This window comes from Streptomyces sp. GDS52, from assembly GCF_052246875.1.
GTDB classification, from domain to species: domain Bacteria; phylum Actinomycetota; class Actinomycetes; order Streptomycetales; family Streptomycetaceae; genus Streptomyces; species Streptomyces cathayae.
Map to the genome: position 1 here is coordinate 664,940 of NZ_CM125966.1, position 13,854 is coordinate 678,793.

Genomic DNA, 13,854 nt, shown 5'->3' on the forward strand with positions numbered 1-13,854 from the left:
GTCAACGAAAACATCTCTATCCATCAAGCGCCCCTTCGTGTACGGTGTCGGCTGTCGCTGTATCTCCTCTGTCACGATGGGTACGCGCAGCGGCGCGTGAGAGGGCCCGTGCACCTGGGGGGTGTGGGGGACGTGTGCGAGGGCGAGGGAGCGAGCGGCAGTGAGCGACGCACTGGTCGACGGCAGGTTCCGCATCGGACTGGTCATCGGCAGGGGCAATATGGGAGAGGTCCATCGGGCCGAGGACCTGCAAGCTCCCGAGGGCACCCCGGAACGCGCCGTCGCCGTCAAGACGATCCTGCGCCGTCGCACCGGCACGCAGGTGGACACCGCCGGCGACGCGAAGGCCGTGCAGCGTTTCTTCCGCGAAGTGCGGATCATGCGCCGCCTGTTGCACCCCAACCTCACCCGGCTCGTGGCGGGCGGCATCGACGAGAACGCCGGAAGCCCCGGCGGCCTGCCCTATCTGGCCATGGAGTTCCTCGACGGCGAGACCCTGCGGGACCTGATCGAGGAAGAGGCCCAGCTGCCCGTCTCCTGGGCCGCGGCCATCGGCGCCCAGATAGCCGCCGGCCTCGCCACCGCGCACGCCGCGGGCATCGTGCACCGCGACCTCAAGCCTGCCAACGTGATGCTCACGCAGGGCGGCACGGTCAAGGTGCTCGACTTCGGCATGGGCAGCATCGTCGACGACCCGGACCAGACCCGTCTGACCAGCACGGGCGTGAGCGTGGGCACCGCCCGCTACATGGCGCCGGAGCAGTGCCTGGCCAGGCAGGTGACCCAGGCCGCCGACCTCTACGCACTGGGCTGCGTGCTGTACGAGATGCTGGTCGGCGTTCCCCCGTTCACCAGCGAGTCCGCGTACGAGCTGGCCGACCGGCACGTCAACCAGCAGCCGGCGCCGGTCCGGGCGGTCCGCGGCGAAGTGCCTGCCGAGCTCGCCCGGCTCGTGGAACGCCTGCTGGCCAAGGACCCAGCGGACCGCCCCGCCGACGCGGTGAGCGTGCGGGACGCGCTGCTCCCGCTCGCCGTGTCCGGTGCCGAGGACCTGCTGCCGCACTGGGGCGCCCTCGACCCGACGGTGCCCCTGCGCGAGGCCGCTCCCGCCCCGGCGACCGCCGCCTCCCCAGCCGATGCCGACGAGGCCGCCGCCGCGCAGCCCTCGGAACCGGGCACGGTCATGGACGTCTTCGGTGTCCACCGGGCCCTCATCAAGGACTACCGCTCCTTCACCGAGGGCGGCACCGTCATCCGCGACGACCGCATCGCGGGCTACGTCGAGAAGGACCTCGACGACAAGTCGCAGTGGCCGGACCCGTGGCTGTCGCTCAACCCCTTCTTCCAGGGCGGCGGCACCGTGGTCGAACTCGCCCAGCAGAAGGTGCTGCACGCCGAGTGCGCCCGCATCTTCCAGGCGAAGAAGACCGAGGGCGGCACCGTCTGCGACGGCCGCCCGCTCACCCTGCACCGCCACCAGCGCGACGCCATCGACGCCGCCGCCTCCGGCGCCTCCTACGTCCTGACGACCGGCACCGGCTCCGGCAAGTCGCTCTCCTACATCGTCCCGATCGTCGACAAGGTGCTGCGCGAGCGGGACCAGGAAGGCCCGAACGCGCCCAAGCGCGTGCGGGCGATCATCGTCTACCCGATGAACGCGCTCGCCAACAGCCAGCTGCGCGAGCTGGAGAAGTACCTGCGCGACGGGTACGGCGCGGGCAGGGAGCCGGTCACCTTCGCCCGCTACACGGGCCAGGAGGACGACGAGAAGCGCAAGGAGATCCGCGACAACCCGCCGGACATCCTCCTCACCAACTACGTGATGCTGGAGCTGATGCTCACCCGCCCCGCCGACCGGGCGAGCCTGATCAAGATGGCGCGGGGCCTGGAGTTCCTGGTCTTCGACGAACTGCACACCTACCGCGGCCGCCAGGGCGCCGACGTCGCCCTGCTCATCCGCCGCGTCCGCGAGGCCTGCCGGGCCGAGGAACTGCAGTGCATCGGCACCTCGGCGACCATGTCGACCGAGGGCACCTGGGAGGACCAGCGCAACGTGGTCGCCGAGGTGGCGACCACCCTCTTCGGCACCAAGGTGCGGCCCGAGCACGTCATCGGCGAGACCCTGGTCCGCGCGACCCGCGAGGCACCGGACACCGTCCCGGCCGAGCGTCTCACCTCGCCCGCCGCCCCGCGCGCCTACGACGACCTGGTGCGTGATCCGCTGGCCCGCTGGATCGAGAGCCGCTTCGGCCTCGTCGAGGACGCGGAGTCGGGCCGCCTGGTACGGCAGCAGCCGGCGAAGATCGAGGTGGCCGCGAAGGAGCTGAGCGAGCGGTCGGGCGTGCCGGAGAAGGACTGCGCCGACGCCATCCGCGCCACCCTGGAGGCCGGTTCGCAGGCCCTCCACCCGGTGACCGAGCGCCCGCTGTTCGCGTTCCGGCTGCACCAGTTCCTGTCCAAGGGCGACACCGTGTACGTCACCCTGGAGGACAAGCCCTCCCGCCACCTCACCCGCTCCTACCAGCTCGAACAGCCGGGCAGTGGCGGCAAGTTGCTGATGCCGCTGGCGTTCTGCCGGGAGTGCGGCCAGGAGTACCTGACGGTGTGGCGCACCGAGAAGGACGGTGAGGTCCGCTACGAGGCCCGCCGTGACACCTCGGCGACCGGCGGCCGTCAGGGCGACGGCTACCTCTACGTCGACCACGAGCGGGAGTGGCCGTCGAACGTCCAGTACGCCGTGGACGACCGCCGGCTGCCCGAGTCCTGGCTGGAGGTGGACGACAAGGGTCAGGAGGTCGTCAGGCGCGCCTACCGCGACCGGGTACCGCGCGCGGTCACCGTCGACCCGTACGGCCGGGAGGGCCAGGGCGAGCTGAAGGCCGCGTTCATCCCCTCCCCCTTCCTGTTCTGCCTGCACTGCGGGGTGGCGTACGAGCAGACCCGCGGCAAGGACTTCGCCAAGCTGGCCACGCTGGACCAGGAGGGCCGCTCGTCGGCGACCTCGCTGGTGTCGGCGTCCATCGTGCGGTCGCTGAAGTCGGTGCCGGAGGAGGCCCTGGACAAGGAGGCGCGCAAGCTCCTCACCTTCGTCGACAACCGGCAGGACGCCTCCCTCCAGGCGGGCCACTTCAACGACTTCGTGCAGATCACGCAGTTGCGCGGGGCCCTGTACCGGGCGGCGCTGGACGCGGGCGAGGACGGCCTGCACCACGAGGAGCTGGCCACGGCCGTCACCAACGTCCTGGCACTCGCCCCCGCCGACTACACCGGCGACACCGACCTCTCCCCCGGCCTGGCCCGCAACGCGGCCCGCACGCTGCGCGACGTGATCGCCTTCCGGCTCTACCTGGACCTGGAGCGCGGCTGGCGCATCACCATGCCGAACCTGGAGCAGACGGGCCTGCTGGAGATCGACTACGAGGACCTGCACTGGGTGGCCGGCAAGCAGGACCGCTGGGAGACCGCGCACCCGGCGCTGCGGGACGCCGACCCCGCCCTGCGCGCGGAGATCGTCAGGGCGCTGCTGGACGAGATGCGCCGCTCGCTGGCGATCGACGTGTCCTACTTCCGTGACGACACCTTCGAGTCGCTGCAACGGGCCACCGAGGAGCGGCTGGTGGACCCGTGGGTGCTGTCCTCCGGCGACAAGCCGCGGGTCGGCACGGCCTACCCGCACCCGTCCCGGCCGGGCGCCGACCGCTCCAGCCTGTTCCTGTCGGCGCGCGGCAAGTACGGCAAGTACCTGCGGCGGTCGGACCGTTCCTTCGCGGGGCTGGACCAGGACGACCTCCAGCTGGTCATCGCCCAGCTGCTGACCGTCCTCGCCAAGGCCGGCCTGGTGAAGGAGGTCGAGACCGCCCCGCAGCGCCCCGGCCGCTACCGCCGCCCTTCGGGCCCGACGACGACCGGCTACCGGGTCGCGGCCCAGTCGCTGGTCTGGCGGGCCGGCAAGGGCGAGTCGGGCGCGCACGACCCGCTCACCCGCACCTACCAGAGCGGCGACGGCCCCCGCATCAACACCTTCTTCCTGAAGCTGTACCGGGAGACCGCCGACGCGCTCGCCGGCCTGTTCGCCCGCGAGCACACCGCGCAGGTCGCGCCGGAGGACCGGGAGAAGCGCGAGGAGGCCTTCCGCAAGGCGGAGCTGAAGCTGCTGTACTGCTCCCCCACGATGGAGCTGGGCGTCGACATCTCCTCCCTCAACGCGGTGATGATGCGCAACGTCCCGCCCACCCCCGCCAACTACGCCCAGCGTTCGGGCCGCGCGGGCCGCAGCGGCCAGCCCGCGCTGGTCACCACGTACTGCGCCACGGGCAACAGCCACGACCAGTACTACTTCCGCCGCTCGGCGCGCATGGTCGCGGGCGCGGTCGCCCCGCCCCGCCTGGACCTCGCCAACGAGGACCTGGTCCTCTCCCACCTCCAGGGCATCTGGATCGCCGAGGCGGGCCTGCGGCTGGGCCGCTCCATCCCGGACGTGCTGGACGTGTCGTATCCGGACACCGGCGACCGCCCGGACCCCGCCCTGGAACTGCTGCCCGAGATCCAGGCGGCCTCGCACGACGACGGCGCCCGGCGCCGCACGGTCGACGCGGCCCTCGCCGTCCTCGGCCCGCTGCTCAAGGAGTTCGCCGACACCACGTGGTGGCACGACGACTGGATCCAGGACAGGGTGCGCACGGTCCCCGAGCGTTTCGACCGCGCCTTCGACCGCTGGCGCAGCCTGTTCCGGGCCGCGCTCGACGACCAGTACGTGCAGAACCGGCGCCGTCTCGACTACAGCCTCACCGAGGGCGACCGCAACCGCGCCAACGCCCGCCGCCGCGAGGCCGAGACACAGCTCAACCTGCTGATGAACGAGAGCGTCGACAGCAAGTCGGTCCTCTCCGACTTCAACCCGTACCGCTACCTGGCCTCCGAGGGCTTCCTGCCCGGCTACAGCTTCCCGCGCCTGCCGTTGGCCGCGTACATCCCGACGATCGGCCGCCGCCGCGGCGACGGCGACTACCTCCAGCGGCCCCGTTTCCTGGCCGTCCGCGAGTTCGGTCCCGGCGCGCTGATCTACCACGAGGGCGCCCGCTACCAGGTGACCCGCATCCAGCTCCCGCCGGACTCCTCCGGCGAGCTGACCACGGGCGAGGCCCGCCGCTGCGCCCACTGCGGCTACCACCACGACCCGAAGGAGCGCGAGGACCGCTGCGGCTTCTGCGAGGAGCCGCTGGGCTCGGCCACCTACGGCCTGCTCCACCTGCACACCGTGTACACCACCCGCCGCGAGCGGATCTCCTCGGACGAGGAGGAGCGGCGCCGGGCCGGCTTCCGGCTGGAGACGTCGTACCGCTTCCACGACCACGGCGCCCGCCGGGGCCGCCTCAACGCAGCGGTCGCCGACGCGGCGGGCGGGCAGCTCGCCGAGATCTCCTACGGCGACTCCGCGACCGTCCGCATCACCAACACCGGACGGGTGCGCGCCAAGAAGGACGAGCCGCCGGGCTACTGGCTCGACCTGGCCGACGGCCGCTGGATGAACGACAAGGACGCCGCCGAGGCCTCCGGCGACTCCGGCGAACTCCCGGTGATCGACGCCGACGGCAACGAGCGGCGCCGCAAGAAGCGCGTCATCCCGTTCGTGGAGGACCGCCGCAACATCCTCGTCGTCACCCTCGACGAGGCGCTGCCCGAGCCCGTCGCGCTGACGCTGATGTACGCGCTGGAGCGGGGCATCGAGGCCGCGTTCGAGCTGGAGGACGCCGAACTGACGGCGGAGCTCCTTCCGCCGGACGACGGCCCCCGCCGCCGCTTCCTGTTCATGGAGGCCGCGGAGGGCGGCGCGGGCGTGCTGCGCCGCCTCCAGGCGGAGGAGGACGCCCTGGCCAAGGCGGCCCACCGCGCCCTGGAGATCTGCCACTTCGACTCCGACGGCACGGACAAGGGCGGCAAGGAGCACCGCGGCGACCGCGCCTGCGCGCTCGGCTGCTACGAGTGCCTGCTGACCTACGGCAACCAGCTCGACCACACCCGGATCAACCGCCACACGGTGGCGTCCCTGCTGGTCCGCTTCGCGTCGGCGACGGCGACCCGGGAGGCCCGCGGCGAATCCCGGTCGGAGCAGTACCGCCGCCTGGTCGCCGAGACCTCCGCCCCGTCCCCGGCCGAGCCCACGGCGGTGGAGGCCGCCGCGGCGGCGGAGCTGGCGGAGCAGGGCGACTTCCTGGGGTGGGTGAAGGCCAAGGGCCTGCACCTGCCGACGGAGACCGGCACCCTCCTCACCGAGGCCAACGCCATGCCCGACTACGTCTACCGGGAGCCCGGCACGCGCCTGGCCGTCTTCGTCGACCTGCCGGGCACGGAGCAGACCGCCCTGCGCGACGAGGACGCCGAGGAACGCCTCCTCGACGCCGGCTGGGAGGCCGTCCGCTTCCGCCCCGGTGACGACTGGGACGCGCTCGCCGCCCGCTACGCCGACTGCTTCGGCTCCCCCACCGCCGACTGACCGCCCGCCCCGCGCCTTCCGCCCCGCTTCGAGGATCTGACGACTGACATGGCACTCACGTACTCCGCAGGCTCCCTGGTCACCGCACGCGGCCGGGAGTGGGTTGTCCTCCCCGAGAGCGAGCCCGACCTGCTGGTGCTGCGCCCGCTGGGCGGCTCGGACGACGACATCGCCGCTGTCTTCCCGGCCTTCGAGACGGTGAAGGGCGCCGAGTTCGCCCCGCCGGAACCGAGCGACCTCGGCGACCAGCGGGCCGCCGGCCTGCTGCGCACCGCCCTGCGCGTCGGCTTCCGCTCGGGCGCGGGCCCGTTCCGCTCACTGGCCGGCATCGCGGTGGAGCCGCGCGCGTACCAGCTCGTCCCGCTGCTGATGGCGCTGCGGCAGAAGACGGTCCGCATGCTGATCTCCGACGACGTCGGCATCGGCAAGACCATCGAGTCGGGGCTGATCGCGAGCGAGATGCTGGCGCAGGGCGAGGCGACGGGCCTGGCGGTGCTGTGCTCGCCCGCGCTGGCCGAGCAGTGGCAGCAGGAGCTGCGCACCAAGTTCGGCATCGACGCGGAACTCGTCCTCTCCTCGACGGTCTCCCGTCTGGAGCGGAGCCTGGATCTGGGCCAGTCCCTGTTCGACAAGTACCCGCACGTGATCGTCTCCACGGACTTCATCAAGTCCACCCGCCACCGCGACGACTTCGTGCGGCACTGCCCCGACCTGGTGATCGTCGACGAGGCGCACACCTGCGTGGTCGCCGACGACACGAAGACCGGCACGCAGAACCAGCTCCGCTACGAGCTGCTGCGCCGCGTCGCCGAGGACGCCGAGCGGCACCTGCTCCTCGTCACGGCGACCCCGCACAGCGGCAAGGAGTCCGCCTTCCGTAACCTGCTGGGCCTGGTCAGGCCCGAACTGGCCCACGTCGACCTGGACTCGGAGAAGGGCCGCAAGCTGCTCGCCCGGCACTTCGTGGCCCGCAAGCGGGCGGACGTGCGCCAGTACCTCACCAAGGAGGACGGCCTGGCCGACGACTCGCTGGCCGAGCGCACGGCGTTCCCGTCCGACCGCTACTTCAAGGACGAGACGTACAAGCTGTCCCCCGAGTACCGGGCATTGCTCGACGACGCCATCGCGTACGCGAGCGAGCGCGTGGAGGAGGCGGGGGGCCAGGGCCGGCGCGAGGCCCGCATCGCCTGGTGGTCGGCGATCGCGCTGCTGCGGTCGATGGTGTCGTCGCCGCGGGCCGCCGCGCAGACCCTGCGCACCCGGTCCGCGGCGGCGGTGGCCGCGTCGGCGGAGGAGGCCGACCGCCTGGGCGCCCCGCTGACCAGCGACTCGGCGGACAGCGACGCCCTGGAGGGCATGGACGTCGCCCCGGGCGCGGAGACGGAGGAGGACGCGGGCTCGCGCCTGGCCGAACTCGCCGCGCGGGCGGAGGCGTTGGAGGGCCCGGCGCAGGACCTGAAGCTGAAGGCACTCATCAAGCACCTCAAGGCCCTGCTGGCCGACGGCCACAACCCGATCGTCTTCTGCCGCTACATCCCGACCGCCGAGTACCTGGCCGAGCAGCTCGGCAACGACCCGGAGACGAAGAAACGCGGCCCGCTCGGCGCGAAGACGGTCGTCAAGGCGGTCACCGGCACGCTCTCCCCGCAGCAGCGCATCGACCGTATCGAGGAGTTGGCGGCGGAAGCCGGCGGGGACGCCGCCGCGCGCCGCGTCCTGATCGCCACCGACTGTCTGTCGGAGGGCGTGAACCTCCAGCACCACTTCGACGCCGTCCTCCACTACGACCTGGCCTGGAACCCCACCCGCCACGACCAGCGCGAGGGCCGTGTCGACCGGTACGGGCAGAAGCGCGACGAGGTCCGCGTCGTCACGCTGTACGGCGAGGACAACGGCATCGACGGCAAGGTCCTGGAGGTGCTGATCAAGAAGCACCGCCAGATCAAAAAGGACCTCGGCATCTCGGTCTCCGTCCCGGACGAGATGTCGACCGGCGTGACGGACGCGATCGTGGAGTGGCTGCTGCTGCGCGGCCGGCAGGGCGAGCAGGAGGCGCTGTTCGAGACGGAGTCCTTCCAGCAGAGCTTCGCGGACCTGGAGAAGGACTGGAACTCGGCCGCCGACCGGGAGAAGGCGTCCCGTTCGCGGTTCGCGCAGCGCTCCATCCACCCGGAGGAGGTGGCCCGCGAGGTCGCCGCCGTACGGGAGGCGCTGGGCGGCGCGGGCGAGATCGACACGTTCGTACGGGAGTCGCTGAACGCGCTGGGCGCGGTCCTGCGCGACTCCGGCGAGGACTTCACGGCCCAGGTCGGCGGCACGCCGATCGGTCTGCGGGACGCCCTGGCCCCGGTCGTGGGCGCGGAGACGGTCGAACGGGACCGCCCGATCCCGTTCCGCTCGACCCCGGCGGTGGCGCGGGGCGAGGCGGCCCTGGTCCGCACGGACCCGGTGGTGGGTGCGCTGGCCTCCCACGTGCTGAACGCCGCCCTGGACCCCCAGGCGGACGGCGCCCGCCCGGCCCGCCGCTGCGGCGTCGTGACCACGGACGCGGTGACCACGCGCACCACGCTGCTCCTGGTCCGCTACCGCTTCCACCTGACCCTGCCCTCGCGTAACGGCGAGAAGCAGGTCGTCGCGGAGGACGCCCGCCTGCTGGCCTTCGAGGGCGCCCCGAGGAACGCGGTGTGGCTGCCGCCGGAGCGCGCGGTGGAGCTGCTGGACGCACGGGCGACCGAGAACACGGCCGCGGCGGCCGGCGAGCGCACCATGACCCGCATCCTCGACCAGCTCGGCGAGGTGAGGGCCCACCTGGAGTCCTACGGCGACGACCTGGCCGCCGAGCTGGACGCCTCCCACCGCCGGGTACGCGCCGCCTCCGGCGAGATCGTCCGGGGCCTGTCCGTCACCGCCCAGAAGCCCGCCGACATCCTCGGCACCTACGTCTACCTGCCCGCAGCTCCCTCCCCCGTCTCCGCTTCCGCTGCCTCTGTCTCCGCTGGAGTGTCCGCCTGATGTCCGCCACCACCCGCAACCAGGTGTTCACCGCCGTCCACACCGTCGGCGGCCTGCTGCCGGCCGACATGCTGGTCCGCATCTCCGAGGGCAGGGACGTCCCCGGCTCCAAGCCCGCCGACTACGGCCTGCCGTCCTCGCGCTCGGTCCGCGACGAGGCCGAACGCAGCTGGGAGTACCTGAAGCCGCTCTGGCGCGACCTGCGCAAGCACCTCCCCGAGGACACGGAGACGGGCGTCCCGGCCACCGACCCGACCGGCCGCGCCGACACCGACTGGCTGGCGCCGCTGTGGCGGGAGCTGGGCTTCGGTCGGCTGACGGCGGTCGGCCCGGCGGGCATCACGGCCGACTCGGACGCGGAGAAGAAGTTCCCGGTCTCCCACCGTTGGGGCCATGCCCTGATCCACCAGACCGCCTGGAACGCCGAGCTCGACAAGCGCCCGGGCGGCGCGGGCACGGTCCCACCCCAGTCGATGCTCCAGGAGTGCCTGAACCGCACCGAGGCCCACCTGTGGGGCGTCCTCACCAACGGCCGCCAGGTACGGCTGCTGCGCGACTCCAGCGCCCTGGCCACGGCGTCGTACGTCGAGTTCGACCTGGAGGCGATCTTCGACGGCGAGCTGTTCAGCGAGTTCGTGCTGCTGTACCGGCTGCTGCACGTGTCGCGGTTCGAGGTGGCGGAGGGGGCGGCGCCGTCTTCGTGTTGGCTGGAGACATGGCGGACGGCGGCGATCGAGACGGGCACCCGCGCCCTGGAGAACTACCGCGACGGCGTCCAGCAGGCCCTCGCGGCCCTCGGCACCGGCTTCCTGCGCCATCCCGACAACGCGGAGCTGCGCGAGAACCTCGATCCGGCGGCGCTCCAGTCGGCGTTGCTCCGGCTCGTCTACCGGCTGATCTTCCTGTTCGTGGCGGAGGAACGCCGGGCGCTGCCTTCCCCGGACGCCGACGAACGGGCCCGCGACCGCTACACCCGCTACTTCTCCACGGCCCGGCTGCGCGAGCGGGCCCTGCGCCGGCAGGGCACCACGCACAGCGACCAGTACGAGGCCCTCCAGCTCGTACTGACTGCCCTGGGCGACGAGCACGGACGCCCGGAACTGGGCCTGCCGGGCCTCGGCGGCCTGTTCAACGACACGGCGGCCGACGCACCCCTCGCGGGCGCCCGGATCGCCAACCGGTACTTCCTGGAGGCGGTGCGTCACCTCGCCCGGGTCCGGGACGCCGACGCCGCGCGCTGGCGAGCCGTGGACTACCAGCACATGGGCGCCGAGGAACTCGGCTCGGTCTACGAGGCCCTGCTGGAGCTGGTGCCGAAGTACAGCGCGTCCGACCGTACGTTCGCGCTGGTGGACCGGGCGGGCAACGACCGTAAGAAGACCGGCAGTTACTACACCCCTGCGGCACTCACCGAGACGCTTCTCGACTCGACGCTTGACCCGGTGATCGACGATGCCGTGAAGCGCGGCGAGCAGCGGGCTTCCGCCGAGGGCCGTCCCGATCCCGCCGACACCATCGTCGAGGAGTTGCTGTCCCTCACGGTGTGCGACCCGGCCTGCGGCTCCGGCCACTTCTTGGTCGCCGCCGCCCGCCGCATCGCCAAGCGGGTCGCCTCCGTCCGCGAGCGCAACCCGGAGCCCACCGCCGAGACGGTGCAGCACGCCCTCCACGAAGTCGTGGCGCAGTGCGTCTACGGCGTAGACCTCAACCCCATGGCGGTGGAGCTGGCCAAGGTCTCCCTGTGGCTGGAGGCCATGGAGCCGGGCCGTCCGTTGGGCTTCTTGGACGCCCACATCCGGCACGGCAACGGTCTGATCGGCGCGACGCCGGCGTTGATGCGGGACGGCATCCCCGACACGGCCTTCAAGAAGGCCGAGGGCGATGTCGAGGCCTGGGCGAAAATGCTGCGCGCCCGGAATGAGCAGGAGCGCGCCGGTCAGGGCGGCCTCTTCGACGTCGAGTCGGAGACCCAGGTCGCCAACACGACCTTTGCCTACGGGCTGCGCCGCATCACGTCCGCGCCCGCCCACACCCTGGCCGACGTACGGCGCAAGGAGGCCGCGTTCAAGGAGTGGGCGACCTCCGGCGAGTATCTGAGGGCGTTGCACCTCGCCGACGCGTGGTGCGCCGCGTTCGTGTGGGTCAAGCGGGAGGATGCTCCGCCGGCCATCACTCACAAGGTGTTCCGGGGCCTTGAGGACCCCGAGGCCGACGCGGCTCCGCAGTCGACGCACGACGAGATCATCCGTCTGCGCGACCAGTACGCCTTCTTCCACTGGCACTTGGAGTTCCCCGAGATCTTCACCGTCCCGGACGAGGGCTCGGCAGAGGCGGCGAAGGTCGACCCCGCGACGGGCTGGGCCGGCGGGTTCTCGTGCGTGGTGGGCAACCCGCCGTGGGACAAGGTCGACTTCGAGGACAAGAAGTACTTCAGTGTCGTCGACCCGGACATCGCCGCGATCTCCGGTACGGCGCGGAGAACGCGGATCACGGAGTGGGAGGTCGAGCATCCGGAGGCGGGGGCGCGGTACCGCGAGGCGCGGCGGACGGTCAAGGGGACGTTCCACTTCGCGGGGGACTCGGGGGTGTTCCCTTTGTGCGCAAAGGGGTTGACGGTCAAGGGCGTCAACTCGCTTCAGACGGACACCTTGTTCGCAGAGCGGATGACCGCGATCGTCGCGCCCGAGGGGCGACACGGCCTGATCCTGCCGACGGCGATCGCAACGGGCGCGGGCTCGCAGTACCTGTTCTCCGGCTTCACCCAGCGTGGTGCGTTGGTTTCGCTATACGACTTCGAAAACCGACGCCCGAAGAGCCCTGCTCTGCCGAAGGGCGGCAAGTGGTTCGAGAGCGTGCACTCCAGCTACAAGTTCTGTCTTCTCTCCCTCACCGGTCGCGCCGGACGGGAGTCAGCCGCGCGCTTTGGTTTCTTCCTCGGCGATGTTACGGACCTCGATAATCCGAACAAGGTGTTCGCCCTCAGCCCCGAGGATTTGGCACTCATCAGCCCCAACACAGGGACACTCCCTGTCTACCGCACACGCAGGGACGCGGAACTGACCGCAGAGATCTATCGACAACTGCCCGTCCTTTGGGACGAACAGCACCGGGACGGGAACCCGTGGGGCCTGGACTTCAAGAATCTCTTCAACACGACCGATGACTCCGACCTTTATCACACACGTGATGAACTTGAAGACGCTGGTTGGCAATTGAAGGGGAACACTTACGTGCGAGGGACCGAGCAGTTGTTGCCGGTCTACGACGGAAAGATGGCTCACCTTTTTGACCACCGATGGACCTCATACACCGGGACCGGAAACGAAGACCGACGTCGCATTGGGTCAGACGAGAAGTCGAACCCTGCAACCTGGGCACAACCCCGTTACTGGATTCAACACGACGGTAAGATCCAAACGCGCAGGAGGGGAAGAAAGGTGGAGGTGTCTGGCATCGCTCAACGACTCGAACAGTCGAACTGGCATTACGACTGGCTGCTCGGCTGGCGAGACATCGCACGGGCGACGGATGCACGGACCTCAATTCCCTCCTTCCTTCCTCGGTCCGCAGTCGTTGAAACTTTCCCCCTTATGCTGCCGCGTGTCGCACCCAGACTCATCGCTGCTCTCGTTGCCACTCAATCGTCACTGGTCTTCGACTTTGTGAGTCGCCAGCGGATAAGCGATGCCCACATGAAGCTATTCATCTGGAAGCAACTTCCCGTGCCGTCCCCCACCGCGCTCGAACCCCACCTCCCCTTCCTCCTCCCCCGCGTCCTGGAACTTGTATACACCGCCTACGACATGACTCCCCTCGCTCGCGACCTGGGCGACGAGGGCGAGCCGTTCCGCTGGGACGAGTTCCGTAGGGCCCAGCTCCGCGCCGAGTTGGACGCCTACTTCTTCCACCTGTACGGCATCTCCGCCGAGGACACCGACTACATCCTCGAGACCTTCCAGTCGGAGTCGGGCGGCCTCAAGAACAACGAGATCGCCAAGCACAGCGAGTACCGCACCAAGCGCCTCGTCCTCGCCGAGTACGACCGCATGGCAGAGGCTGGTCTCGCACTCGACCGTCCTTTGATGGACGGCGACGGCTACACCACCCCCCTTCCCCTGCCTCCGGGTCACGGCCCTCGTCACCGCTCTTAGCTCCTTCTCTTGGCTCGCGAGTGCTCAACGCTGGTGTCGGCATGCTTAGTTGAGCCGCAGCGCGCTTGACACCCTCTCAGCCGCATGGTTGTCTCTTCGTCAGGCCAGGGGTTCTCCAGCACAGGAGAGCCCCTGGCCTCCTCCTCCTCCTCAACAGCACCACAGGTTTACGACCGACGTGGCTGCCAAGAGTTCAGC

General features: G+C 70.7%; 3 protein-coding genes. All 3 read left to right on the forward strand.

Features of this window, described 5'->3' with window-relative positions:
- Positions 1-160: 160 nt before the first annotated feature.
- Genes ACTWJ9_RS03130 through ACTWJ9_RS03140 form a run of 3 tightly spaced genes read left to right on the forward strand, consistent with a single transcriptional unit; the run spans position 161 to position 13,656 of the window.
- Positions 161-6,493: a protein kinase domain-containing protein gene (locus ACTWJ9_RS03130; protein WP_443295148.1), complete on the forward strand. Its 6,333-nt coding sequence runs from the start codon at positions 161-163 to the stop codon at positions 6,491-6,493.
- Positions 6,494-6,541: 48 nt separating this feature from the next.
- Positions 6,542-9,505, forward strand: a complete 2,964-nt coding sequence (locus ACTWJ9_RS03135; protein WP_443295149.1) for a helicase-related protein — start codon at positions 6,542-6,544, stop codon at positions 9,503-9,505.
- Positions 9,505-13,656 carry an Eco57I restriction-modification methylase domain-containing protein gene (locus ACTWJ9_RS03140; protein WP_443295150.1) on the forward strand — a complete coding sequence of 1,384 codons (4,152 nt, stop codon included), beginning with the start codon at positions 9,505-9,507 and terminating at the stop codon, positions 13,654-13,656. Before ACTWJ9_RS03135 ends, ACTWJ9_RS03140 begins: the two co-directional genes overlap by 1 nt.
- Positions 13,657-13,854: the final 198 nt, after the last annotated feature.